Annotated in this window: 21 protein-coding genes and 2 pseudogenes; 16 read left to right on the top strand and 7 right to left on the bottom strand. The window is 61.9% G+C overall.

Annotation, left to right across the window (positions count from 1 at the left end):
• Positions 1-268 precede the first annotated feature (268 nt).
• The 4 genes from HCN58_RS33620 (at position 269) to HCN58_RS33635 (ending at position 4,477) form a co-directional block, all read left to right on the top strand.
• Positions 269-1,738: an FAD-dependent monooxygenase gene (locus HCN58_RS33620; protein ID WP_171583661.1), complete on the top strand. Its 1,470-nt coding sequence runs from the start codon at positions 269-271 to the stop codon at positions 1,736-1,738.
• Positions 1,739-2,283: 545 nt separating this feature from the next.
• The gene (locus HCN58_RS37595) at positions 2,284-2,802 is read left to right on the top strand and encodes a septal ring lytic transglycosylase RlpA family protein (RefSeq protein ID WP_171583637.1); all 519 of its coding nucleotides are present in this window, start codon (positions 2,284-2,286) and stop codon (positions 2,800-2,802) included.
• Positions 2,803-3,088: 286 nt separating this feature from the next.
• A complete protein-coding gene (locus tag HCN58_RS33630; protein ID WP_171583638.1) occupies positions 3,089-3,664 on the top strand; it encodes a winged helix-turn-helix domain-containing protein in 576 nt (191 codons plus the stop codon).
• Between the two features lie 24 nt (positions 3,665-3,688).
• Positions 3,689-4,477, top strand: a complete 789-nt coding sequence (locus HCN58_RS33635; protein ID WP_210266281.1) for an SRPBCC family protein — start codon at positions 3,689-3,691, stop codon at positions 4,475-4,477.
• Positions 4,478-4,545: 68 nt separating this feature from the next.
• On the opposite strand, the gene HCN58_RS33640 is transcribed toward HCN58_RS33635, so the two are convergent.
• On the bottom strand, positions 4,546-5,637 hold the full coding sequence (locus tag HCN58_RS33640) for a TRAP transporter substrate-binding protein (protein WP_171583639.1): 1,092 nt from the start codon (positions 5,635-5,637) through the stop codon (positions 4,546-4,548).
• 482 nt (positions 5,638-6,119) lie between these two features.
• Positions 6,120-7,043 (bottom strand): LysR family transcriptional regulator, encoded by a 924-nt coding sequence (locus tag HCN58_RS33645; RefSeq protein WP_171583640.1) that lies wholly within the window; start codon positions 7,041-7,043, stop codon positions 6,120-6,122.
• A gap of 125 nt (positions 7,044-7,168) precedes the next feature.
• On the opposite strand from HCN58_RS33645, the gene HCN58_RS33650 reads away from it, so the two are divergent.
• The 4 genes from HCN58_RS33650 (at position 7,169) to mdlC (ending at position 12,070) form a co-directional block, all read left to right on the top strand.
• Positions 7,169-8,335, top strand: a complete 1,167-nt coding sequence (locus tag HCN58_RS33650) for an acyl-CoA dehydrogenase family protein (RefSeq protein ID WP_171583641.1) — start codon at positions 7,169-7,171, stop codon at positions 8,333-8,335.
• Positions 8,336-8,345: 10 nt separating this feature from the next.
• On the top strand, positions 8,346-9,476 hold the full coding sequence (locus HCN58_RS33655; RefSeq protein WP_171583642.1) for a CaiB/BaiF CoA transferase family protein: 1,131 nt from the start codon (positions 8,346-8,348) through the stop codon (positions 9,474-9,476).
• Positions 9,473-10,327: an HTD2 family dehydratase gene (locus tag HCN58_RS33660; protein ID WP_171583643.1), complete on the top strand. Its 855-nt coding sequence runs from the start codon at positions 9,473-9,475 to the stop codon at positions 10,325-10,327. The genes HCN58_RS33655 and HCN58_RS33660 overlap by 4 nt, the downstream gene beginning before the upstream one ends.
• Positions 10,328-10,441: 114 nt before the next feature.
• The gene (gene mdlC / locus HCN58_RS33665) at positions 10,442-12,070 is read left to right on the top strand and encodes a benzoylformate decarboxylase (protein WP_171583644.1); all 1,629 of its coding nucleotides are present in this window, start codon (positions 10,442-10,444) and stop codon (positions 12,068-12,070) included.
• Between the two features lie 150 nt (positions 12,071-12,220).
• Here mdlC and HCN58_RS33670 read toward each other — a convergent pair whose 3' ends face one another.
• The 3 genes from HCN58_RS33670 to trhA all read right to left on the bottom strand — a co-directional run bounded on the left by HCN58_RS33670 (position 12,221) and on the right by trhA (position 14,471).
• Positions 12,221-12,826 (bottom strand): hypothetical protein, encoded by a 606-nt coding sequence (locus tag HCN58_RS33670; RefSeq protein ID WP_171583645.1) that lies wholly within the window; start codon positions 12,824-12,826, stop codon positions 12,221-12,223.
• 125 nt (positions 12,827-12,951) lie between these two features.
• Positions 12,952-13,746: an SDR family oxidoreductase gene (locus HCN58_RS33675; RefSeq protein WP_171583646.1), complete on the bottom strand. Its 795-nt coding sequence runs from the start codon at positions 13,744-13,746 to the stop codon at positions 12,952-12,954.
• A 26-nt stretch (positions 13,747-13,772) separates the two neighbouring features.
• Positions 13,773-14,471: a PAQR family membrane homeostasis protein TrhA gene (trhA, locus tag HCN58_RS33680; protein WP_171583647.1), complete on the bottom strand. Its 699-nt coding sequence runs from the start codon at positions 14,469-14,471 to the stop codon at positions 13,773-13,775.
• Between the two features lie 272 nt (positions 14,472-14,743).
• Here trhA and HCN58_RS33685 point away from each other — a divergent pair, with 272 nt between their 5' ends.
• On the top strand, positions 14,744-16,207 hold the full coding sequence (locus tag HCN58_RS33685; RefSeq protein WP_171583648.1) for a YcjX family GTP-binding protein: 1,464 nt from the start codon (positions 14,744-14,746) through the stop codon (positions 16,205-16,207).
• Positions 16,204-17,235: a YcjF family protein gene (locus HCN58_RS33690; RefSeq protein WP_171583649.1), complete on the top strand. Its 1,032-nt coding sequence runs from the start codon at positions 16,204-16,206 to the stop codon at positions 17,233-17,235. Before HCN58_RS33685 ends, HCN58_RS33690 begins: the two co-directional genes overlap by 4 nt.
• Positions 17,236-17,795: 560 nt before the next feature.
• Here HCN58_RS33690 and HCN58_RS33695 read toward each other — a convergent pair.
• Positions 17,796-18,233, bottom strand: coding sequence for a hypothetical protein (locus tag HCN58_RS33695; RefSeq protein WP_171583650.1), 438 nt, complete (start codon positions 18,231-18,233; stop codon positions 17,796-17,798).
• A 679-nt stretch (positions 18,234-18,912) separates the two neighbouring features.
• Between HCN58_RS33695 and HCN58_RS33700 the strand changes: the two genes are divergently transcribed.
• The 4 genes and pseudogenes from HCN58_RS33700 to HCN58_RS33720 all read left to right on the top strand — a co-directional run bounded on the left by HCN58_RS33700 (position 18,913) and on the right by HCN58_RS33720 (position 21,066).
• Positions 18,913-19,209, top strand: a complete 297-nt coding sequence (locus HCN58_RS33700; protein WP_171583651.1) for a hypothetical protein — start codon at positions 18,913-18,915, stop codon at positions 19,207-19,209.
• Positions 19,210-19,797: 588 nt separating this feature from the next.
• Positions 19,798-20,304 (top strand): lipocalin-like domain-containing protein, encoded by a 507-nt coding sequence (locus tag HCN58_RS33705; protein ID WP_171583652.1) that lies wholly within the window; start codon positions 19,798-19,800, stop codon positions 20,302-20,304.
• Positions 20,305-20,444: 140 nt separating this feature from the next.
• A complete protein-coding gene (locus HCN58_RS37600; protein ID WP_171583557.1) occupies positions 20,445-20,657 on the top strand; it encodes a hypothetical protein in 213 nt (70 codons plus the stop codon).
• Positions 20,620-21,066 (top strand): annotated as a pseudogene (locus HCN58_RS33720) (IS110 family RNA-guided transposase). Before HCN58_RS37600 ends, HCN58_RS33720 begins: the two are co-directional and overlap by 38 nt.
• Before the next feature lie 451 nt (positions 21,067-21,517).
• Here the strand turns inward: HCN58_RS33720 and HCN58_RS33725 are convergent.
• Positions 21,518-22,459, bottom strand: a complete 942-nt coding sequence (locus HCN58_RS33725; protein ID WP_171583655.1) for an alpha/beta hydrolase — start codon at positions 22,457-22,459, stop codon at positions 21,518-21,520.
• A 96-nt stretch (positions 22,460-22,555) separates the two neighbouring features.
• Between HCN58_RS33725 and HCN58_RS33730 the strand changes: the two genes are divergently transcribed.
• Complete coding sequence (locus HCN58_RS33730; RefSeq protein WP_171583656.1) at positions 22,556-23,599, top strand: LysR family transcriptional regulator; 1,044 nt, start codon at positions 22,556-22,558, stop codon at positions 23,597-23,599.
• 139 nt (positions 23,600-23,738) lie between these two features.
• Positions 23,739-23,947, top strand: a pseudogene (locus HCN58_RS33735) (IS110 family transposase); the annotation flags it as partial.

The following is a 23,947-nucleotide window of genomic DNA, read 5'->3' on the forward strand; positions in this document are numbered from 1 at the left end:
AAAAAGCCGCCCAAAGACGGCTTCCAAAACCTGATGATCGTGGATCGGGCAGCGATCACTGCTGGGGTGCCTTCCGGAAATATCCGGAAGAGGAATACCAATCTCCCCACTTCAATATGTAGCGCGCAAGGGGCTTGCTTCAAGACCCCGGTCATCCCGTAGAACCGCCGACCGAAGCCACAAACTACGGGGTGACCAAATGAGTGCATTTGCCATCGACGTGCCGGTCGCGCGAGGCCGAGTTGATCGCAGCCGCCGGAGTGCGGCGATGACCGAGCATGCGGTGGTGATCGTTGGAGGCGGTCCGACAGGGCTGATGCTGGCCGGCGAATTGGCATTGGCAGGCATCGATGTTGCGATCGTCGAGCGGCGCCCTGACCAGGAACTCGCCGGGTCGCGCGCGGGCGGTCTGCACGCACGCACCATCGAGGTGCTCGATCAGCGCGGATTAGCCGACCGGTTCCTCTCGCAGGGACAGGTGGCCCAGGTCGCCGGGTTCGCCATGATCCGTCTGGACATCAGCGACTTTCCCACCCGGCACAATTACGGGCTCGCGCTATGGCAGAACCATATCGAGCGCGTCCTCGCCGGCTGGGTCGACGAGCTGGCGGTGCCGATCTATCGCGGGCGTGAGGTGACAGGTTTTGCGCAGGACGACACCGGCGTTGACGTCGAGTTGTCCGACGGGCAATCGCTGCGGGGAAAATATCTCGTCGGGTGCGACGGCGGACGCAGTCTGATCCGGAAAGCAGCCGGCATTGATTTCCCCGGCTGGGATCCGACGACCAGCCACCTGATCGCCGAGGTCGAGATTGCCGAGGAGCCTGAATGGGGTATCCGCCACGACATCCACGGCATTCATGGCCTGAGCAGGCTGGAGGTTGGCGGGCCGGTGCGGGTCATGGTGACCGAGCAGCACGTGGGATCCACCAGCGAACCCACTTTGCGCGATCTCAGCGAGGCCCTCATCGCCGTCTTCGGGACCGACTATGGGATCCACAGTCCGACCTCGATCTCCAGATTCACAGACATGACCCGGCAGGCGGCGTCGTACCGCAAGGGACGGGTGTTGCTGGCCGGCGACGCCGCACACGTGCATTACCCCGCGGGAGGACAGGGCCTCAATATCGGCATGCAGGACGCCGTGAATCTGGGATGGAAGCTGGCCCAGGTGGTCAAGCAGACGTCGCCGGAAAGCCTGCTGGATACTTATCATGCCGAGCGCCATCCGGTTGCTGCCCGCGTGCTGCGCAATACGATGGCGCAGGTCGCGCTGATGCGTCGCCCGGATGACCGCGTCAAGGCCTTGAAGAACACTATGTCCGAACTTCTCGGCATGGACGAGCCGCGCAAACAGTTTGCCGCGATGATGTCCGGTCTGGACGTCTACTACGACCTCGGCGAGGGACATCCGCTGCTCGGACGCCGCATGCCTGACCTCGACTTGGTGACCGCCGACGGTCCGCTGCGGGTATTCACGCTGCTGCACGACGCCCGGCCAGTGTTGCTCAACTTCGGTGAGCCCGGCGACTTCGACATCACGCCGTGGGTGGATCGGGTACGGCAGATCGACGCCCGATATATTGGTACGTGGGAGCTCCCGGTGGTTGGCAGGGTCACTGTCCCAGGCGCCGTGCTGATCCGGCCCGACGGACATGTGGCCTGGGTTGGAGACCAAACCCGGCTGGGACTCGCTGACGTGCTAACGACCTGGTTCGGTCCGCCTTCCGCGGCGTAGCTACATGTGTTTTGCCGCGGCCTCTCGCCGATCCGCAGGGCTGGCCCGCATGTCCGCCCCTGAATCGAAAGCTGTCATCGTCTGGCTCACCCGCAACCTCGGCTTAGTGGTCACTAGGTGACATCGCGATGTAAGAAAACATGGATTGCTCATTATCAATCCGGCGTGCGCTGCTCACGTACCGCACCCCGAATAAACCTATCTCAGCGAAACACGCCTGACACCAACTGAGCTAGATTGGGTTCCATTTGGTATCACGCTGCGCCTTGTCGTGGTTGGTCTATAGCTGCGCTTCCCTTTGTGAGTGCGATGCGCTGCAAGACGGCTGTCCCTTGTCGGATCAGAAATAACAAACCCTCAACCAAGCAATACTGACGAAATAGGCATTTTTTGCTGCGGTGCGCCTATGCATCGAGCTATGTGATCGTTGAGAGGCATCGGTATCAATTCACCTCTTATCGCCACGAGAATTTCCGCGTGTGCAGGAACGCGACCTCATGAATTTGCATTGTTGATTTGTTTTCCATTTGTTTGTGAGGCCGATCATGCGTCTTATTTTTGGAATAGTCGCAATTGCGACAATCCCGGCTTGGTTGGGCGTACAGGTAAATTCTGCTGCAGCACAAACTTTCGACGATAGATGGTCTATCATCCCAAAGGCGCACGCAGAACCGGCTCCCGAGGCGCTCGACGAGACCAAGGAAATTCCGCTAGAGCAGCCTCCGACTAAAGGAGAGCCGACACGTCGTCCGGAAGATCGCTCAGCCTCTCGATCTTCCAACAGGGTGTTCTCCGGACAAGCCTCTTACTATTCTTATCCGACAGGAAAAACAGCGAGTGGTTCATCGTTCAATCGGTATTCACTGACCGCGGCCCACCGCAGCCTGCCGTTCGGCACAAGAGTTCGTGTAACTGATCTTGCGAGCTACAAGTCTGTAGTAGTTCGTATCACGGACCGGGGACCCTGGGCTCGCGGTCGCGTCCTCGACCTTTCGCTCGGCGCTGCGCGCAGTTTGGGGATGGCGGACCGTGGCGTAGCCCAGGTTCGCGCGGAGGTGCTTTAGCTTGTGCCTGCTCGAGGAAGCGCCACACGGCCGAAGATGTCTCTTGAGGGGTCACAAGCGGACCTTGGCACTGCCCTATCCTGAGTCCGCGCGACCCTCAATGCGGACATCGCCGCCGACAGCGTTCGACTCCCTTTGTGCCAGCAAGAGCATCGCCATCTCGCTTGCGCAGGTTCGAAAACTCCATTCGGATGAGAGTGCATAGTCGCTTCGGGTAGGACTGCGGCCGAACGCAATTGCCGCGTTCCCCGATTGACAAAAAAATTTGTCAATATACCCTACCGCCATGATCGATATCGAAGTGATCAGCGATCCGGCGGTTGCAATTGCGGCCCTTGACCCTATCCGAAGCGCGTTGCTGGCCGAACTCGCACAGCCCGCGTCTGCGGCGATCCTGGCACCGCGCCTGGGACTCCCTCGTCAGAAGGTGAACTATCATTTGCGCGCGCTCGAAGCCTGCAGGTTGGTGGAGGTCGCAGACGAACGGCAGTGGGGCGGGTTGACCGAGCGGTTGCTGGTGTTATCGGCCAAGTCGTTCGTTGTTTCGCCGGAGGCCTTGGGCGCGGTCGCAGCCGATCCGAAGCGCAGCAAAGATCAGCTCGCGGCCAGTTATCTGATTGCACTCGGTGCCCGGATCGTTCGCGAAGTCGGCGATCTCTGGAAACGTGCACGGAAAGCCGACAAGCAGCTTGCGACCCTGTCGATCGATGCAGAGGTGCGTTTCGCCTCCCCCGCTGCCCGCGCCGCGTTCACGCGTGAGCTGACGGAGGCCATCACAGAGCTGGTCAGCCGCTACCACGATGCGAGTTCTTCGGGCGGCCGTGACCATCGATTGGTGATCGTGTCTCATCCTTTGCCTTAAAGCGTCTCACCGAAAGGACAGACCATGCCCGTGAAGAAGGAACCGTCCGGCCGTCGCAGTGTCGAGGCCAAGGTTGAGGTCCCCGGCGCACCCGAAGAAGTGTGGCAGGCGATCGCGACAGGTCCCGGCATCTCGTCGTGGTTTGTGCCGACGACGTTGGACGAGAAAGTCGGCGGCAGCACCAAATCGAGCTTTGGCCCGGGAATGGATTCAGAGGCCAAGATCACCGCTTGGGAGCCAGCCAAGCGTTTCGTCGCCGAATCCCAGGGAGGACCTGGCACGGTGGCCACCGAGTGGACCGTCGAAGCCAAGGACGGCGGCACATGTGTGGTCCGCGTCGTTCATAGCTGGTTCGCGAATACGGACGACTGGGATGGCCAGTTCGAGGGGCACAGCTACGGCTGGATGATGTTCTTCCAGAACCTGCGGCTCTATCTGGAGCAATTCCGTGGGCAGCCGTCGACGACCGTGGCGCTTTCCGCGATGTCGAACGAGAGCGACGCCTGGGGCCGCCTGGTCGGTCCACTCGGATTGGCTGACGCAAGCGCCGGTGCACGCTTCGCGACACTAGCCGGGGTGCCAGAACTGCGCGGCATCGTAGCAACCGTCAACCCTCCGCAATGGCCTGGGCTGCAATTGCGGCTCGAACACCCAGCACCCGCCATCGCACATCTCTTTGCCATGCCGATGGGAGGGCCGATTCTGCTGACGGTCCGTCTCTACCTCTACGGAGACGCAGGGCGCGCCGTCGCCAATCACGTCGAAGCCGATTGGCGGCGTTGGCTTGATCGTCAATTTCCACCACAGACGTAGCGGCTGATGGTGACGGTCATTCCGGCGCTTATTTGCGGTACGGCACCGGGTCGAAGTCGCGGTGTCGTTCAGCCCTTGGGGCGCGTCCGGATCATGAAGGTTTCATATGAGTACTCCGCAACCTGCCACCAGAGATTCTCGTCATTTCGGAAGTCCATTTGCGAATCATAGATCTTCTTGAAGTCAGGGTTGGAAGCGGAGGTTTCGGCATTGACCTCGTTGGAAGCCTTTAAACACGCTTCCATTACCGCCTGGCTGAACGGACGCAGAAGTGTCCCGTTGGCGACGAGGCGCTTGAGGGCCAGCGGATTGCGCGCATCGTAGCGCGCCTGAACGTCCATGTTGGCATAGCCGCAGGCCACAGCGAGGAGCGACTTGTAAGCCTTCGGCAGGGCGTTCCACTTGTCCAAATTGATAAAGAAATGCAGCGCCGTGCCGCCTTCCCACCAGCCGGGATAATAGTAGTACCTGGCGACCTTGTAGAAGCCGAGCTTCTCGTCGTCGTAGGGACCGACCCATTCGGTGGCGTCGATCGTGCCTTTTTCCAATGCCGGATAGATGTCACCGCCTGCGATCTGCTGCGGGACCGTGCCAAGCTTTGAGAGCGTCTTGCCAGCCCAACCGCCGATCCGCATTTTAAGTCCATTGAGATCTTCGACGCTGTTGATCTCCTTGCGAAACCAACCGCCCATCTGAGTGCCGGTATTGCCGCCCGCAATGCCGTATACATTGTACTTCTTGCCGAACTCGTTGAGCATGTCCTGACCGCCGTGATCCTGAAACCACGCATTCTGCTGGCGCGAGTTCAGGCCGAACGGAACGGAGCAATAGAGCGCGAAGGTTGGATCCTTGCCGATGAAGTAATAGGCGGCGGTGTGACACATCTCGACCGTCGCATTGCTCACTGCATCGACCGCCTGCAGTGCAGGAACGATCTCGCCGCCCGCGAAGGGCTGAATCTGAAACTTGTTGTCGGTGGCTTCCGCGACGTATTTCGAGATGGTCTCCGATGCACTGAAGGGGACATCGAGCGACTTCGGCCAACTTGTGGTGCAGCGCCACTTCAGTTCAGGCATCGACTGCGCGATGGCTGGCGCAGCAGCGGCGGCAGACGCGGCGAGGCCAACGCCTGCACTTCTTAGAAATTGACGACGTTTCATGGCGTTTCCCCTATGGATTTTTGAGCATTTGAAATCACCCGCCCGGGGCCAATTCGGGCGGCACTGCTCCTCCGGGGATCAATTCTTCATGTTATCCGGCATTTCTTATATGAACCCGGAAGGCGTCAATTATATCAGGCATTGGGAATGCGCAGTAGGCGCGGGACGCTACCGCCTGCGAGGTAAATGGACCTCGATCGGTTGGGAAGCCGCCATGTTGCTTTGCGGCAATTTGCATCGAACAGGAACTGCCACTGACGGCGCGAGCGGCGCAACGAGCGAAAGGTCATTTCCGCTACGGTGTCATTCGCGACCAAATTGAACCTTGCAGCCGATGTCCGGTTCAGCCCGGTAGCGACGGCACGATCGTTCCGGCAAGCCTGCGCCGCCCTATACAATTGCGGCATGACAGAAGTAGCCAGATGAGAATGCCGGGCCAACCACTTTTGCTCTAAGCCAGTCCTTAAGGCCCTCGCATCGGCTCAGGCGAGCTTGATGTCCCAGAGGCCCTCTTCCCGGCAGGCGGTCAGTTCGTCGCGGAGCAGCTCGCTCACGAGCGCAATCGCAGTCGAGCCGGGATGATTGATGGGAGACGCAAGGGTCAGTTCGCGCATGGGCGACGGTTTTGATATCGCGGCCGTTTCCAAGCGTCCGCTAGCGACTTCGTGGCGCACCGAGGACGGCGGCAACAGCGTGTACCCCAATCCTTCCTCGACGAGGCTGGTCAGCACGCGAAAGGAATCGGCTTCCAGCTTGACGTCGAGTTTCAGTTTCTTCTTTGCCGCTGCCTGCTCGATCAACGCCCGGAGCCCGTGCGAATGACTGGGCAGCACGAGGCGCTGCCGCAGCAGCCAGCCGATATCGACCTGCTTCTTCTGCGACAATCCGCTGCCGCGCGGTCCGACGGCGACGATGGGGTCGCGGCCGAGGCTTTGCACGGAAAGATGCAGGTCGCTAGACGGCCCGTAGATCAGCGCCAGGTCCATCTCGCCGCGGTGCAGCCATTCCATCAAATGGCCGCTGTAGCTCTCGACGATGCAGAGCGAGATGCCCGGATATTTGTCGACGGTGCGTCGCGCCAGCCGCGCCGAAATCACGCAACTTACGGTCGGCACCAGCCCGAGCACCACGCGGCCCGACGGTGGCCCGGCGGCGGACTGGATCTCGTCGCGCACCTGGTCGATCTGCCGGACGATGCCGGCGATGCGCGCCAGCAAGAGGCGGCCGGCATCGGTCAGCACCATGCCGCGACCGTTGCGGGTGAACAGCTCGGCCCGCAATTCATATTCGAGCAGCTTGATCTGGCGGCTCAGCGCCGGCTGCGCGATCCGCAGCGTATCGGACGCCTTGCTGAGGCTGCCGAGCTCCGCCACGCAATTGAAGGTCCTGAGCTGCTTGATATCCATAGCTTGCCATTCTTCGAAGGCAGGTTTCTACGCTATAACAATTCAGCATAGGGGATGGCCACCGTTTCACAAAGTCGCGCCATCAGGCAATTGACATCAACCCGTATCCACGCCCAAAAAATCCAATGACCGCACAAGAACAACAAGACGAATTCCACGACATCCGTGACGCCGTGGCAAAGCTCTGCGCCCAGTTCCCGGGCGAATACTGGCGCAAGCTGGATCGCCAGATGGCGTATCCGAAGGAGTTCGTCGATGCGCTCACCGAGGCCGGCTACCTCTCGGTGCTGATACCCGAGGAATATGGCGGCTCGGGGCTGAAGCTTTCCGCGGCGGCCGCGATCCTGGAAGAGATCCAGCGTGCCGGGTGCAACGGCGGCGGCTGCCATGCCCAGATGTACACGATGGGCACGGTGCTGCGGCACGGCAACAATGCCCAGAAGGCGAAATACCTGCCCGGAATCGCCAGCGGCAAGTTGCGGCTGCAGGCGTTCGGCGTCACCGAGCCGACCAGCGGCACCGACACCTCCTCGCTGAAGACCGTCGCCAGGCGCGACGGCGACCACTACATCGTCAACGGCCAGAAGATCTGGACCAGCCGCGCCGAACATTCCGACCTGATGATCCTGCTCGCGCGCACCACGCCGAAGGAACAAGCGAAGAAGCGCACCGACGGGCTGTCCGTGTTCATCGTCGACATGCGCGAGGTCAAGGGCAAGGGTCTCGAAATCCGCCCGATCCGCACCATGATGAACCACGCCACGACAGAAGTGTTCTTCACGGACATGCGGGTGCCGGCCGAAAACCTGATCGGCGACGAAGGCAAGGGTTTCCGCTACATCCTCTCCGGCATGAACGCCGAGCGCATTTTGATCGCGGCCGAATGCATCGGCGACGCCAAATGGTTCATCGCGAAAGCAACGGATTACGCGAGAGAGCGCGTGGTGTTCGGCCGCCCGATCGGCCAGAACCAAGGCATTCAGTTTCCAATTGCAAAAGCCTACGCCTCGATGCGCGCGGCCGAACTGATGGTGAAGGAGGCCACCCGCAAATATGAGGCCGGGCTCGATTGCGGTGCGGAAGCCAACATGGCCAAGATGCTGGCGGCGGATGCGTCGTGGGAGGCGGCCAATGCCTGCGTGCAGACCCATGGCGGTTTTGGGTTCGCGGAAGAATACGACGTCGAGCGCAAGTTCCGCGAAACGCGGCTCTATCAGGTGGCGCCGATCTCGACCAATCTGATCCTGTCCTACGTCGCCGAGCACGTGCTCGGCATGCCCCGCTCCTACTGAGTGATATCAGATGCTGCCATTGGAAGGATTGATCGTTGTCTCCGTCGAACAGGCGGTCGCAGCTCCGTTCTGCAGCTCGCGGCTCGCGGATGCCGGCGCGCATGTCGTCAAGGTCGAGCGTCCCGAGGGCGATTTCGCCCGCGGCTATGACGCCGCAGCGAAAGGCCAGAGCAGCTATTTCGTCTGGCTCAACCGCGGCAAGAGTTCCGTCGTGATCGATCTCGCTACCAGGGAAGGCCGCGCGGCGTTGGAGGAGCTGATCGCGAGCGCCGACGTGCTCCTGCAAAACCTCAAGCCCGGCTCGATGGACAAGCTCGGCTTCTCGCTGGAGCGCCTCAAGAAGGATTATCCCGCGCTAATCTGCTGCACCATCTCGGGCTACGGCGATGAGGGCCCCTACGCCGACCGCAAGGCCTATGATCTCCTGATCCAGGCCGAGAGCGGGCTTGCCTCGATCACCGGCGGCCCCGAGGGCCCATCGCGCGTCGGCATCTCCGTCGTCGATATCGCGACCGGCGCCACCGCGCATGCGGCGATCCTCGAAGCCCTGATCGCGCGGGGACGCACCGGCAAGGGCGCCGATATCCGCATCTCGATGTTCGACGTGATGGCCGACTGGATGGCGGTGCCGCTGATCAATTCGGAAGCCGGCAATCCGCCGAAGCGGATGGCGCTGGCCCATCCCTCGATCGCGCCCTACGGCGTGTTCAATTCCAAAGACGGCAAGGGCATTTTGATCTCGATCCAAAGCGAGCGCGAGTGGAAGAAACTCTGCGCGGAAGTCCTGGATCTGCCCGACCTGCCCAATGACCCGCGCTTCGTCAACATGGTCGAGCGCGTGCGCAACCGCCAGCTCACCGACAAGGTGGTCGCCGACAGTTTTGCGACCATGATGCGGGTCGATCTGCTCAAGCGCCTTGCGGACGCCGACATCGCCTTCGCCGAGGTCAACACCATGGCCGATCTTTCCGTGCATCCGCATCTGCGCCGCATCGAGGTCGACACGCCGAACGGGAAGGTGAGCTATGCCGCGCCGGCCGCGATCTTCATCGGCGAGGAACGGCACTATGGCGCCGTGCCAGGGATCGGCGACCACGTTGAACGTCCCAAAGCTCCCCGCATCAGGAGCCGCCAGTCATGACAGAAGCGCTCAACCTCGACCATCTACGCCAATGGATCGGCCGCAGCGCGGAAGCGTCCGACATCGTCACCGCGCAACTGGTAAAAGGCCTGCGCGCAACGCTGTTCCAGGACATCGGCGACCCGAAGCCCGGCGATGGCGCGCCCTGGACCACGCATTGGTGCCTGGCGCAGCCGGTATTCCCGATGTCGCAACTGGGCCCTGACGGCCATCCGACCCGCGGCGGGTTCCTGCCGCCGGTGCCGCTGCCGCGCCGGATGTGGGCCGGCGGCGAAATCGAATTCCTCCAGCCCTTGCGCGTCGGCGATGAAGCGACGCGGACCTCGCGCATTTCAGACGTGACGATGAAGACGGGGTCGACGGGCGTGCTGTGCTTCGTCTCCGTCGAACACACGATCACGACGCGGCGCGGGGTTGCCATCCGCGAACGGCAGGACATCGTCTATCGCGACATGGGGAGCGCTGCCCCCGCTTCACCTCCGAAAGCCCCTCCGCCGCCGCCCGTCGCAAGGCATCGCGAAACCCATGTCAGCGATCCCGTGCTGCTGTTCCGCTATTCGGCACTGACCTTCAACGGCCACCGCATTCATTACGATCGCGACTACGTCACCAAGGTCGAGGGCTATCCCGGCTTGATCTTCCACGGCCCGCTGCAGGCAGCCTTGATCGTCGAATTCGCCGCCAAGCTCCACGGCGACAGCGCGCCGAAGAAGTTCAGCTATCGCGGCGTGCAGCCGCTGTTCGAAGGGGGCGAGTTCTCGATCAACGCCAACGAGACCCACGCCGGCATGGAACTGTGGATCGCGAACGCGGAAGGGCAGCCGACGATGAAGGGTATGGCGACGTGGTGATATAACAGCGGTCATTCCGGGGCGATGCGAAGCATCGAACCCGGAATCTGGAGATTCCGGGTCTGATCCTTCGGTCCATCCCGGAATGACGGGGCCACCTCAGGGAATCAAACAATGTCGTCCCGCAAACCAGCCAACCACGCCGCCGCCTCGCTCACCGTCAAGGACGCCACCTTCAGCCTGCTGCGCGCCTTCGGCATCAAGCGCGTGTTCGGCAACCCCGGCTCCACCGAACTGCCCTTCCTCAGCGACTGGCCCGACGACATCGACTACGTGCTCGGCCTGCAGGAGGCCTCCGTCGTCGGCATGGCCGATGGTTATGCGCAGGCGACCCGCAACGCCGGCTTCGTCAACCTTCATTCCGCGGCCGGCGTCGGCCATGCGCTCGGCAATGTCTTCAATGCCTATCGCAACCAGGCGCCGATGGTGATCATCGCGGGCCAGCAGGCGCGCTCGATCATGCCGCTGCAGCCCTTTCTCTATGCCGAGCGCGCGACGGAATTCCCGCAGCCTTACGTGAAATTCAGCGTCGAGCCGGCACGGCCCGAGGACGTGCCGGCCGCGATCGCGCGTGCCTATTATGTCGCGATGCAGCCGCCCTGCGGGCCGACTTTCGTATCGGTGCCGGTCGACGACTGGTCCCGCCCCACGCAGCCCGTTGTCGCTCGCCAGGTCAGCCGCGAACTCGGGCCCGATCCGCAAGCGATGAAGGCGATGGCCGCCGCGCTCGCAGCCAGCGAGCGCCCGGCCCTCGTCGTCGGCCCCGCCGTCGACCGCGCCGCGGCCGTCGATCTCATGGTGAAGGTGGCGGAGAAGGCAAAGGCTGCCGTTTGGGTCAGCCCGTTCTCGGCGCGCTGCTCGTTCCCAGAACGCCATCCGCAGTTCGCCGGTTTCCTGCACGCCTCGCCGGGACAGCTATCGGACGCGCTGCGCGACCATGACCTCGTGGTCGTGATTGGCGCGCCGGTGTTTACCTTCCATGTCGAGGGCCACGCCGCGATCTTCGACGGCGCCACCACGATCTTCCAGGTCACCGACGATCCCGATGCCGCCGCGGTCACGCCGGCGGGCGCCAGCATCATCGCCACTATGAAACCGGCATTGTCGATGCTGCTCGACCTCTTGCCGGAAACCGCGCGCGCGATGCCGATCGGACGTGTGCTGCCGCCGGCGCCAGCGGCCGCCGACCCGCTTCCGGTCGAATTCCTGCTGTATCAGCTCTCTCAAGCCATGCCCGACAATACCGTGCTGGTGGAGGAAGCCCCCTCTCACCGCCCGGCGATGCAAAAATTCATGCCGATGCGTGGTCAGGACAGTTTTTACACCATGGCGAGCGGCGGCCTCGGCTACAGCCTGCCCGCTGCCGTCGGCATGGCGCTAGGTCGCCCCGGCGTCCGCACCGTCTGCCTGATCGGCGACGGCTCGGCAATGTATTCGATCCAGGCGCTGTGGACCGCGGTCCAGCGCAGGCTGCCCCTCACGGTCGTGGTCATCAACAACGCCGGCTACGGCGCGATGCGCTCGTTCAGCCAGGTCATGCAGGTGCGCAATGTGCCGGGCCTGGAACTGCCCGGCATCGATTTCGTGAAACTCGCCGAAGGCATGGGCTGCCACGCCGTGCGGGTGACGAAATCGTCCGAGCTCGCCGGCGCGCTCCAACAGGGACTCGGGCATGGCGGCACCAGCCTGATCGAAGTGATGGTCGATTCCGCCGTGCCGCTGCTCTACGCGCAGAAGGGGTAAGGCAAAAATCTCTCCACGTCATTGCGAGGAGCGACAGCGACGAAGCAATCCATGCCTCCGCTTGCCGTACGATGGATTGCTTCGCCTGGCTCGCAATGACGTGGAGAGGCATGCGGCTGTATCAATACGCAGCAAAGCCAAGCCCGGGCATCACCCACGAACCGCGGCGATTTCCCCCGCGAGCCGGCCATAATCGGCCCAGACCAGATTTAGAGACAGCGGCGGCTCCTGCCCCGTCTGTAGCATCTGCGCGCAGCGCGCCTTGGCGCCCTCCATCTCCCACCATCGCTGTGCCGATACGACAATCCTGCGGAAGTGGTTGAGCGTTCCCGAAAATTGTCGGCGGTCGGCACCGGCAAGACCGGCGCAATGGTTGAGCCAGTTGAATCCCGCGGTAACGGCGGTCGCGAGGTCGTTCATGGTGTCGCCGGTGAATTCGATCACCGTTTCCGCGTGCGGCCGGCAGCGAAGATAGGCTTCCAGTATCGCCGCTTGTGAATCCGGCTCGGCGAGCAGCCTGAATTCGCCCCTCGGCACCATCAAGAGATAGCGGACGGCTTCGAGCCGCGTGTGATCGCAGACCGTCTGCTTGTCGGCGCCGGCATCCGACGATTTCCGCTTGCAGGCCGGATAGACCCATTTGCCGTTGTCGGCATCGTCGAGATATTGCCTGCCTCGCTTCTCGATGTCAGCGATCAGCGCGTGAGGGGCATCCCGCGTCGCCGGACCCGTTTTGAATGGCCAAGCAAACTTCATGAAACCTCGTTTCGGGGACCGCCCCTCATCCTGAGGAGGCGCGAAGCGCTGTCTCGAAGGATGAAGCCCGCGCGCTGGCCTCATGGTTCGAGACGCGCTACGCGCTCCTCACCATGAGGGTCAAACTACTTCCCGTAACTCTCCCGCATCTTCGCCTGGATCTTTGCCATGCCCGCGATCCAGCGGTCGTAATTCTCGGTCTTCTTGCGCATGTAGCCGAGCACCTGCGGATGCGGCAGGATCACGAAGGTTTCCGCTTCCAATCCCCTGAGCACGTCCTGCGCCACCTGCTCGGGCGAGAGATCGCCGTCGCCGGATTGCGGACCCTTCGGAATTGAGCGCAGCATGTTGGTGTCGACGCCCTGCGGGCAGAGGATCGAAACCTTGATGTTGTCGGCCCTGTGCGAGATCGCGAGATTCTCGGCAAAGCCGACCGCGGCATGCTTGGTGGTCGAATAGGCCGGACTGCCGACCTGCGACAGCAATCCGGCCGCCGAAATCGTGTTGAGGAAATAGCCGCCGCCGCGCGCCTTCATCCGCGGGATCAAATGGCGCGCCGCATAGACGTGCGCCATCACATGGATCGCCCAGCTTCGCTGCCACGGCTCGTCCGAACTGCCGCCGGCGTTGACCGACATCGGATCGAAGCCGCCGCCGATGCCGGCGTTGGAGCAAAACAGCGCGATCGGCCCGAACTGACGCTCGGTCTCCTCAATCACATGTATGATGTTCTTTTCCTGCCCGACGTCGCACTTGAAGGCGGCGCCGTTGATCGAGGTGGCAAGCTTCTCTGCCGCGGCATGATCGAGATCGACGACCACCACCTTGGCGGCGCGTTCGCGGTGAAAGGCCTCGCACATCGCCTTCCCGATCCCATTGGCGCCACCGGTGACAACCACGACTTTGTCTGTCACCTGCATGGTGGCGCTCTCCCCCTCAACTATGCTTACGTCAGGATCATCATATCGAGAATAGCCGTATAATGGCAGGCGGCGCCGAGCAAGACGAAGCCGTGCCAGATCGCGTTCTGGAAGCGCAGCCGCTGCCAGGCATGGAAGATCACCCCAAGGCTATAGAGCACGCCGCCCGCCAGCAAAAAGCCCAGCGCCAGCGGCGGCACCGCCTTCACCACGGCGTCGTAAAGCGTAACGCCACTCCAGCCCAACGCGAGATAGAGGCCGACCGCCAAACGATCGTATCGTCCCGGCCGCGCCAGCTTCAGCACCACGCCGGCAATCGCGACGCACCACACCCCCGTCAGCAGCGCGATCGCGAGATAGCTGTCCCTCAGCTCCACGATGAACGGAGTATAGGTGGCGGCGATCAAGAGATAGATCGCCGAATGATCGAAGCGGCGCAGCACCCATTTGGCGCGCGACACCGGCCAGAGGTTATAGACCGCCGACAATGTCAGCATCGCGAGCAAGCCTGTGACGTAGACCGATGCCACGGTAATTTCGAACGCACCGGCATAGACAGCCGTCAGCACGATCAGGGCGGTGGCGGCGACGAGCCCGAAACAGACGCCGACGATATGCACGATGCCATCGGCAATCAGCTCGGCGCGATCGTAATTCCAGTGCATGGCGTCAGCCGCCGCATGGATGGATGTCGAGGCGAATTGCTTCAGTCTGAAGATGGTCATGCAAGCCCGCAGAAAGTGGTGAGGGAGCGATTAGGACATGAGTGTTCCGACGTCAACGAACCGTTCACGCTGCCGGCCTGAAGGCCGTTGTCATGCGCTTTCGCCAATGATGCCGGTATCCCATCGCCGTGGCATTTTCGTGCTGCCGGTAACCGCCGGATATCCCGAGGGGATCCCCTCGTCAGGCGATCACAAGCGCTTGATTTCGGTCCGCCAATCGCCACTTCTCCGGTAATTTCACACCAACGCCTCTCGCGAGCTTTCCGCCCGGCATGCCTCCCAGTTTTTCAGATATCGTCGAGGAAGCGCGCCTGTCGGCGCGGGCGCTCCTGGACTACGGCGACAGCTTTTTCAATCCGACCGTGCGGCTCGGCGTCACCGGCCTGTCGCGCGCCGGCAAGACTGTATTCATCACCGCGCTGATCCACGGCCTGACCCGCGGCGGCAGGTTTCCGGTGTTCGAGCCGTATGCCACGGGGCGGGTCGCGGGCGCCCGGCTCGCGCCGCAGCCGGACGATGCCGTGCCGCGCTTCGATTATGAAAACCACGTTCGTACCCTGATCGAGGAACGGCGCTGGCCGAACTCGACCGTCGACATCTCTGAACTGCGCCTCGTCATCGATTACCAGCGGCAGAACGGCGCGGACCGTACGCTCACCATCGATATCGTCGATTACCCCGGCGAATGGCTGCTCGACCTGCCGCTGCTCAACAGGAGTTTTGAGCAATGGTCGGCCGAGAGCCTTGCGCTTTCGCGCGAGGGCCCGCGCGCAAAACTCGCCGCGCCCTGGCACGAGCATCTGAAGACGCTTCGGCCCGAGGGCCGCGAGAATGAACAGGCGACGCTCGCCGCGGCAAAACTGTTTACCGATTACTTACGCGCCTGCCGGGACGAACGTTTTGCGATGAGCCTGCTGCCGCCCGGGCGTTTCCTGATGCCGGGCAACCTCGCAGGATCGCCGGCGCTGACCTTCGCCCCGCTCGACGTGCCCATTGATGGCGCCGCGCCCGACGGTTCGCTGTGGGCGATGATGCAGCGGCGCTATGAGGCCTACAAGGACGTCGTGGTGCGGCCGTTCTTCCGCGATCATTTCGCGCGGCTCGACCGGCAGATCGTGCTGGTCGATGCGCTGGCGGCTTTCAATGCCGGCCCCGAGGCGCTGCACGACCTGGAAGCCGCGCTGGCCGGCATTCTCGATTGTTTCCGTGTCGGTCGCAGCACGATACTCAGCAGCCTGTTTCGTCCGCGGATCGATCGGATTCTGTTTGCTGCCACCAAAGCCGACCATCTGCACCATTCCAGCCACGACCGGCTGGAAGCCGTACTGCGGCGGGCTGCCGCCAAGGCGGCCGACCGCGCCGAATATGCCGGCGCCGCCATCGACGTGGTTGCGCTTGCCGCGGTACGCGCCACGCGCGAGGCGATGGTCGCGCGCGGCCGGGAGAAGCTGCCGTCGATCCTCGGCACGCCTGCGCCCGGAGAGACCGCCAATGGCGAAGCCTTCGATGGCGAGACGGAAGTTGCCACCTTTCCGGGCGACCTGCCCGCCGATCCCGAAGATCTGTTCAAGGGCGGCTTCCGCGGCCTTTCCAGCACAGCTTCCGAACAGGCCGATTTCCGCTTCCTCCGCTTCCGGCCGCCGCTCCTGGAGCACGCCGGCAAGGACGAGCCCGTGCTGCCTCACATCCGCCTCGACCGCGCCCTTCAGTTCCTGATCGGAGATCGACTGCAATGAGCGAGAAAACGCCGCATCGGCGGCCAGCGACGTTCAAGCTCGGCGATCCCGGCGTCGTCGTGATGGACCCGGACGAGACCGGCCGCCCTGCCCGCGGCACGGTGCAGATCACGCCGGAGGCGGATCCCGCAGCTCTGCCCGTTCCGCTCGATGCGCCGCTGATACCGGTGCGCCGCGGTTTTCGCTGGGGCGCGCTGTTCTGGTCGGCCGTCGGCGGGCTGGTGCTGCTCGGTCTCGGGCTCGGCGTCGTCAATCTGATCGAGGACCTGTTCGCGCGCAGCCAGACCTTGGGCTACGTCGCGCTGGCATTTGCGGTGGCGGCCGGTCTGGCGCTGACCGTCGTCATCGCGCGCGAAGCGTTCGGGCTGGCGCGGCTGGCGGCGATCGAAAAGCTGCACCAGCGCGCCACCGAAGTGTTGCGCAGCGACGATCGCGCCGAGAGCCGCGCCGTCGTCAACGACCTGCTCAAGCTCGCGCATCAAAACCCGCAACTGGCGCGCGCCCGCGCCACGCTGAAAGGCCATGCGGATGACATCATAGACGGCGCCGACATGATCAAGCTCGCCGAACGCGAATTGATGGCGCCGCTCGATGAAGAGGCACGCCGGTTGGTTTCAACGGCAGCGCAGCGCGTTTCTGTCGTCACCGCGGTAAGCCCACGCGCGCTGATCGACGTGCTGTTCGTGTTTGTCGCCGCGATGCGCTTGATCCGGCAATTGGCACGGCTCTATGGCGGCCGTCCCGGCACGCTCGGCATGCTCAGCCTCTTGCGCCACGTCATCGGCCATCTCGCCATCACCGGCGGCATGGCAATAGGCGATAGCCTGGTGCAGCAGATGCTCGGTCATGGCATCGCGGCAAAACTCTCGCAGCGACTCGGCGAGGGCGTGCTCAACGGCCTGCTCACGGCAAGGCTAGGGCTAGCCGCGATCGACGTGACTCGGCCGCTGCCCTTCAGGGCGCTGCCGCGCCCGGCGCTCGGCGATCTTGCGAAAGACTTGCTCCGCAAGGGCGACGGGGAAGAGTGACTTCGTGCTAGTTGGTCTGTCGGCTGGCGCTCGGTTGTATATTTTGATATTTGACTCCTCGAGCTGAAACTATTCGCCTGGACGCGTTCGGTTTCAGGAACCTGATGGTGGCGCGCATGCTAATACGCGCGGCAATGCAATCTACAACTCCTTCAGTATCGTCCGCGCGAAGTGGTTCGCAGCAGGGCAAGTTTTGTTATTCAAAAGCCAAGCGTTTGGATCTCACTGCAATCTGAGTTCTCGAACGACCATGTTGAGAACACCGCGCTGCTTTCAAAGCGGCTACGGATATCGGATCAAACAACACTGCGGTGCCGCTTGCGGTATGTGAACCAGTTTACATCCGCTCAAGACGTTTTCTGCCGGTATGTCGCTATTGCCCATAGCGATAGTGGGAGGGTTTCGGCGCAACTCCGCTTCTGCGGCTCAACGGACGTGGCACCAGCTTTGGCCGACATCGGCTTTTGACCCAAGGCGGACCTCGCTCCGTTGCAGTTCGGTCTCCCCCTGCAATTGAAATCGAGCCTAGCTGGGCGTTTCGGAGCGTAGGCAGTCCGAACTCAAGCGGGTATCAGATTAATGACTCGCATGATTGCGGCACTATTGCCTATGTTCTCAGTGTCCTCTGGTTCACCTTTGACACAGGTCCATACGTCGTTTTTCTTGACCGTGAACGGGTGGCCATCGCGATGATCGAGCCGCATTTCGCCGTCGACGCACTGGCAAACCATATCGTTTCGCATGGCGTCATCTTTGTGCGTTACTTTCGGCTGGAAGACTATGTCAACGACCTTAATTCGCTTATAGGCTGGCAGTACGGAGTCACGCCCATGCATCGCTTCGCGCTCGCTTACCTCCACTAGCCTGACGCCTGGGGCGAGCTCCTTGCCCTCATCGGGCCGGTAAGGCTGAGCCGCGCTTGGATTGACTGCAACAAGAGCCGTGCTCGCTGTCGCGACACCGAGCATCAGAGCAGATCGCCGGTCGATTTCACCCATCGTTTCCTCCCGACTTGGTTCACTGACCGTCCACAAGAGGCGGGCGATGTCGAGCATTCGATGCCCGATCGGGGGCACTGTCAAAACCGATTTGAACAGAACCTTGGTCCTGCTTTCAAAGACACGTGAGGATGGCGGAGGACAGCCAGCTAAGGGAAATTGGTCTGGTAGTCAGCGAAGATGCCAGCGACGGGTGAAGAACATTGTTTCTTTGCTTCACGCGCTCCCTACGTGAATGTCTGCACGTCCATAGCGGACATTTTCCGAGGGCGCGGCGGATGTCGGCGCCTTGGCCCGTAGCGGACCTCAGGTGCCGCTCACGCGGTGTCGGCTAGTGATCCCAAGGCGGACCTCCTCTTGCGCTTCTCGTGAGCGTCCGTTCTGACGCCATTGCGTTGGTCAGCGAATGTCCGCTTCAGCGCGGCTTGTGGGTGTCAAGCGGACGGCCGAACGATTTACGAGTACCCCCGTGACGAGGGCCGCGTGCGGGGCGAGTACGTCGCGAATATGTATGGTCTGCAAAGTCTATCATCAATTCAATGGCGCAAGGAAGGCGGAGCGATCAAGCATGGGACGGTTGATCGCATCTAGGAGGAACGGCCTAGAAGAATGGGCGTTCTTATCTGTAGGGTCCGCTTTGCGCGGCTTCTGAGAAACTCGAATGGAGGAGGTATGCACAATGAGGTACATTGCGAGTGTGGTCGCGCTGGTGCTGATGATGTCTGCTCCCGCAGCATTTGCGCAGACGAAGAAACCCGACGTTTCTGCTGCTCCGAGCGCCCAAAGTTCGGGTGCTGGTATAGCGGGTCAAGAAGGCAACAAGAGCGGTCCTGCCGTCAAGCCGGGGCTAGGGACTATCGGCTCCACCGCGCCAAACCAGCAGAATCCGACCGTTCAGCAGCAGGATCCTTCGAACATCAAAGGCATGCCAGGAAGCAAGAGCGGCCCGCCTGCTAAGCAGCCGTCCAAGGAGTGATGCGCGAGCGTGCGGCCGGGCAAATGACCCGGCCGTGTCCTACGGCAAGAGGCTCGGAAACTGAACATAGTCGTGATCCTTGTTAAGCGCGGACAGGCTTGTTCTGCAGGTTGGGCACCATTGCCGTCCCGGTCAGCGAGCCGCCAAACATTTGCACATTGCGCAGCTCGAAGTCGATTCGGCCCAGAGGCCGGGTCTGCCGGATCTCGATGGCGGCTGCCCCTTGCGCTGCTCGGGCTAATCGGCCGAGAACGGTAACGGCTCGCCCGTACCCAGGCGGGTCCGGTAAACTGAGGTGGAGCTGGGCACGCGGGACCACGACCGCGCGGTAAGGTCGAAGGTCATCTGGCCCAAGCCAAGTCTGCGGGTCGCCTGTTGGCCCAAAGCGCACTTGCCGTGTTGAGCTGACGATGTCGGCTCTTGAGTGCAAAACTGACATTCCGTCCTAGCGCCAACAACTACCGAATTTGACCGGCATTCATTTTTGCCGAACTATGCGGCCCCAAAAGGCGTGGCCACGAAATTGCGACAGCACTTGCGATCGGTATGCCCGATGCGCGCGGAGCCCTTCAAGACAGGGAGGAGAATATGAACCGGCGCGGTGTGTTCAGCACGTCTGTACTGATGGCCTTGGGAGTTGCCCTGCTGCCGAGCAACGTCCTTGGTCAACAGAAGTCGATCAAGGAGCAACTTGTGGGGACTTGGACGTTCGTCTCCTCTACAACCAAACTTCCGGATGGCAGTCCGGCGTGGGGCACCAATTCAAAAGGGCTGCTGATTTTCACTGAGAACGGTTACTTCTCGTCGCAAATTGTGCGCTCCGATCTTCCGAAGTTTGCGTCGAATAACCGTACACAGGGTACGCCAGAGGAAAACAAAGCCGTGGTGCAGGGAAGCATTGCCACCTTCGGCACATACACGGTCGATGAAACAAAAAAGACCTACACGCTGAAATTTGAGGGCAGTTCGTTCCCAAATCGGGCAGAAACCGAACAGACGCGAGCATTCACAATTGCTGCGGACGAATTGAAGATCGCCAACCCATTGACATCGGTTGGCGGCTCTTCTGAGCTCGTCTACAAGCGGGCCAAGTAGGTCCGAAAACGTGGTCCGAGCCGGGGAGCGCGAATTCATCGCGTGTCTCGGCCGCGTGGCGGTCGCTTGGCCGGGCCCGCGCTCAGCAGACGCCTGAGGCGTTCGTACCGACCAAGACGGTCGAGCAACAGAGCTGTTTGATGCTTCACCGGGCGCGCCATCTCTTCATTCGCCAGCAGACGGCCGTCATCAATTCAATCCGCGCCTATCTGGCCGAGTTCGGGATTGTCGCCCTGTCGGGCGCCGGGGTGTCGAGCAACTGCTGGAAGTCGTCGCCGATACAGCCGATGACCGACTGCCCCAGGTCGCCCGCGCGTGTCTTGCTGGTCTCGGCAGTCAATTGCGTGCACTGAAGGCCAGATCCTGGAGTTCGACCGACGCATCATCGCCTGGCATCGATCAAGCGCGACGAGCAAACGACTGGACGCGATGCCCGGTGTCGGGCCGGCGCTGGCAACAGCGCTGGTCGCCAGCATTGCGGATCCTAAGGCTTTCCGATCTGGATGAGACTTCTCGGCCTGGGTTGGACTTGTGCCCAAGCAGAACTCGAGCGGTGGCAAGGACAGGCTTGGCAGCATCAGCAAGCAAGGCGACCGCTATTTGCGCAGCCTGTTCACGGCTGGCGCGCTCGCCGTAATCCGCTACGCCAAGATCCATGGCACCGGGCATCGGCCCTGGCTTACGGGACTGCTGGCGCGGCGACCGACCAAGGTTGCCGCCATCGCGCTCGCCAACAAGCTCGCCAGATTGCTTGGGCGATGATGGCCAGGGACGAGCGCTACTGGGAACCGGCAGCGCTGGCGGCCTAAACGAGATCGTGACGGATATCTTCGGCGCGTTGTAACGGTTGGGAGGGCGAACAGCACGTAATGCAGCGCCGGTCGATCCGGCGATCAGGACAACCCACATGGGCCATGGCATCTTCGAATGCGTGCTTTTGATCGGGACCTGATCCGCGGAGGGCATTATGGCCAGCGGTTATGTGAACCGCGCAAACAGGCCGAACACATGGCCGCTCCGACCAACGGCGCAAAGTGAAGATTCTCCTTGCCAACCAGGAGCCGTCCACACATGGCCCATCGCTTCACTTGGTGCGATGCAGCGGCATGTCCGGAATTAAGGGTGGACGGAAGCGACCGGCAGAAGTCTAAAACGACGCGATTGACCCGAAGCGGACCTCCGCTCGCCAAGGGCTTTGGCAGACCTAGCTTCGCTAGCGCACAGCCGCCCGCGTCGTCACCGACTCCATAAACGATCGCATCGGCTCGGACAGGGACGTGTCCGTCGTGTTCAGCCCGTAGATTTCGGACATATGGCTTTGGCCACTGAGCGACACGAAAGTCGGGCACTTGCTTTCGCGGCAGAGCCTGGCTTTCAACGCCTCGGCCTGGTTGACGTAATAGGGAAGATCCAGTTCGCCGTGAGCGATCAGCAGCGGGACGTCCGTTTTTGTCAGTCCGGCAATTGACGAACGATCCACCCATAGCGCGGTGTCCGAACCGAAATAGGATCGCTGGCCGGGAACGTCGATCTCCGGTTTGAGGTCATAGGTGCCCGAAACGAGAATGGCTCCCGCAGCGCGAACCGGACTTTTGCCGCCGATCTCGGGATGGGCTAGATAGGACGACACGTGCGTGGCGCCCGCCGAATGTCCCATTAGGACGATCCGAGCGGGATCTCCTCCAAATCGCGCAATGTTGGCGTGCGTCCAAGCGACAGCCGCCGCGATGTCTTCGACGGCAGCCGGCCACGGACTGGCCGGCGCCAGGCGGTACGTCATATTCACGCCCACCATCTTGTGCTCGAAGGCCCAGAGCATGACGTTGTCATAAAACGGGCTGCCGGCGGCGCGCTTGTCGCCTCTCTCATAGGCGCCGCCATGAACGAACAGAAGGACCGGCAGTCCCGAGGCCGCATCGTTCGGCCGGAACACGTCAAGGCGACGACGCTCGTCGCTGCCGTACTTTTCGTCGCGCGTGACGGCTACGCCGGCATAGGGCTCCTTCCGCTGCAGCGGCGCCAATAGTTTGGCGGTCTCGGGCGCATTGATGACAGGCCCGATCTTCTGGACTGCGTCCCTGATTTCCTGCGGCAATTCGCCCGCAAGGGAATGAGACGACACGAGAGCAACGATACCGGCCAGAAGAATGCGCATTGCTTTTCCTCACTTCGCTTGATGGCAGGTGCAAGCATAACTCCCCCGCGGTGGCGGATTGATGCTTTCACCTCACTTCAATCGTGCGTATTACTCATGGATGCGTTCGATCCTGACGATTGCGGGATCTTTTTTGCGGAATTTGCCATGGACAAGATTCGGCGGTTGGAGATGGTCATTCGCGCGGCAGACCTCGGCGGCTTCGCGGCGGCGGCCAAGCACATGAATATCACGCCATCGGCAGTGAGTCGCGGCATCGCCGAGCTGGAGCGGACGTTGCGGATTTCGATCTTCAAGCGAAGCACCCGGCATATCCAGCTCACAGAAGAAGGCCGCGAACTCTACCACAGAGCCCTGGACGTCCTGGAGCGGCTGGCGGCAATCGAAGTGACGGCCAACGCCGTCGACAAGCAGGTCAGGGGCACGATTCATGTCGGAATCATGCCGCCGCTCAGCCGCCACGTCGTCATGCCGCAATTGGCCGGATTTCTGGATACGTATCCAAATTTGCGGATAGAGTTTCACGTAACGCAAGACACCCGGGCAATCCAGTCCGAAAATATTGACGTGCTGCTGCACGTCGGCGAGCCGCCGCCCTCGCGATTGATCGCCCGCAAGCTGGGACAGGGCCGGCCCGCGGCCTATGCGTCTCCCGCCTACATCGCACGACATGGCGAGTTAGAGGACCCTGACGAGTTGCGTGCGCATCGGTGCCTAGCGTTCAAGCCAGACTGGCTGGCGCAGCCCTATGTGAGGTGGACCTTTACCAAGGGCACCAGGACCAAGACGATCAAGATCAATCCGGCAATCGTCTCGTCTGACCGGGAGGCCTTGATTGTTGGCGCAACATCATCGGCAGGCATCATCTTCATGGCCTGCTTCGATCCTGCCTTGATTGCGTCGAAGGAACTCGTCCGGTTGTTTCCTGACTGGACCTGCAAGCCGAGCTTCAACATCTACGCGCTCTATCGCGACAAATCGGCGAAGGCCCCGCGTATTGCCTCGTTCCTCTCCTTCGTGCAGCGTTCTTTCAGGGATTTTGACCGGGATGAGCACACCATCCTTCATGCTGGGAGCTTCAACCCGCAACCGAATGGTCGAGGCGTATCTCACGATGGCACTGCTCGGAAAGAGTCCTGAGGACGGCGCTGCGAAAGCAAATTAATGTTTAGGTGCCTTGCAATGTCCGGTTTTGATGCTGTGGACGGCTCCTCCACGGGCACGAGAGTGCCAAGGAGTGGGCGCCGTTTGAGGCTCCCACGATTCGGAGGAGTAGCCTATGCAGTCAATTTCGACGATTGGTCTGGATATCGCGAAGTCGGTCTTTCAAGTGCATGGCGTCGATGCAGCCGGTCAGGTGGTGATCCGCCGCCAGCTCAAGCGCCGTTTGGTGCTGTCCTTCTTTGAGAAGTTGCCGCCGTGCCTGGTGGGGATCGAGGCTTGCGCGTCATCCCATTATTGGTCCCGCGAACTGCAGGCGTTTGGACA

Origin of the sequence: Bradyrhizobium australiense (genome assembly GCF_013114825.1) — a bacterium.
Lineage (GTDB): Bacteria > Pseudomonadota > Alphaproteobacteria > Rhizobiales > Xanthobacteraceae > Bradyrhizobium > Bradyrhizobium australiense.

Excerpts from the sequence above, each read along its gene's own strand:
- HCN58_RS33620 (WP_171583661.1), top strand. The coding sequence starts at position 269 with ATGACCGAGCATGCGGTGGTGATCGTTGGAGGCGGTCCGACAGGGCTG.
- HCN58_RS37595 (WP_171583637.1), top strand. The coding sequence starts at position 2,284 with ATGCGTCTTATTTTTGGAATAGTCGCAATTGCGACAATCCCGGCTTGG.
- HCN58_RS33630 (WP_171583638.1), top strand. The coding sequence starts at position 3,089 with ATGATCGATATCGAAGTGATCAGCGATCCGGCGGTTGCAATTGCGGCC.
- HCN58_RS33635 (WP_210266281.1), top strand. The coding sequence starts at position 3,689 with ATGCCCGTGAAGAAGGAACCGTCCGGCCGTCGCAGTGTCGAGGCCAAG.
- HCN58_RS33640 (WP_171583639.1), bottom strand. The coding sequence starts at position 5,637 with ATGAAACGTCGTCAATTTCTAAGAAGTGCAGGCGTTGGCCTCGCCGCG.
- HCN58_RS33645 (WP_171583640.1), bottom strand. The coding sequence starts at position 7,043 with ATGGATATCAAGCAGCTCAGGACCTTCAATTGCGTGGCGGAGCTCGGC.
- HCN58_RS33650 (WP_171583641.1), top strand. The coding sequence starts at position 7,169 with ATGACCGCACAAGAACAACAAGACGAATTCCACGACATCCGTGACGCC.
- HCN58_RS33655 (WP_171583642.1), top strand. The coding sequence starts at position 8,346 with ATGCTGCCATTGGAAGGATTGATCGTTGTCTCCGTCGAACAGGCGGTC.
- HCN58_RS33660 (WP_171583643.1), top strand. The coding sequence starts at position 9,473 with ATGACAGAAGCGCTCAACCTCGACCATCTACGCCAATGGATCGGCCGC.
- mdlC (WP_171583644.1), top strand. The coding sequence starts at position 10,442 with ATGTCGTCCCGCAAACCAGCCAACCACGCCGCCGCCTCGCTCACCGTC.
- HCN58_RS33670 (WP_171583645.1), bottom strand. The coding sequence starts at position 12,826 with ATGAAGTTTGCTTGGCCATTCAAAACGGGTCCGGCGACGCGGGATGCC.
- HCN58_RS33675 (WP_171583646.1), bottom strand. The coding sequence starts at position 13,746 with ATGCAGGTGACAGACAAAGTCGTGGTTGTCACCGGTGGCGCCAATGGG.
- trhA (WP_171583647.1), bottom strand. The coding sequence starts at position 14,471 with ATGACCATCTTCAGACTGAAGCAATTCGCCTCGACATCCATCCATGCG.
- HCN58_RS33685 (WP_171583648.1), top strand. The coding sequence starts at position 14,744 with ATGCCTCCCAGTTTTTCAGATATCGTCGAGGAAGCGCGCCTGTCGGCG.
- HCN58_RS33690 (WP_171583649.1), top strand. The coding sequence starts at position 16,204 with ATGAGCGAGAAAACGCCGCATCGGCGGCCAGCGACGTTCAAGCTCGGC.
- HCN58_RS33695 (WP_171583650.1), bottom strand. The coding sequence starts at position 18,233 with ATGGGTGAAATCGACCGGCGATCTGCTCTGATGCTCGGTGTCGCGACA.
- HCN58_RS33700 (WP_171583651.1), top strand. The coding sequence starts at position 18,913 with ATGAGGTACATTGCGAGTGTGGTCGCGCTGGTGCTGATGATGTCTGCT.
- HCN58_RS33705 (WP_171583652.1), top strand. The coding sequence starts at position 19,798 with ATGAACCGGCGCGGTGTGTTCAGCACGTCTGTACTGATGGCCTTGGGA.
- HCN58_RS37600 (WP_171583557.1), top strand. The coding sequence starts at position 20,445 with ATGCTTCACCGGGCGCGCCATCTCTTCATTCGCCAGCAGACGGCCGTC.
- HCN58_RS33725 (WP_171583655.1), bottom strand. The coding sequence starts at position 22,459 with ATGCGCATTCTTCTGGCCGGTATCGTTGCTCTCGTGTCGTCTCATTCC.
- HCN58_RS33730 (WP_171583656.1), top strand. The coding sequence starts at position 22,556 with ATGGATGCGTTCGATCCTGACGATTGCGGGATCTTTTTTGCGGAATTT.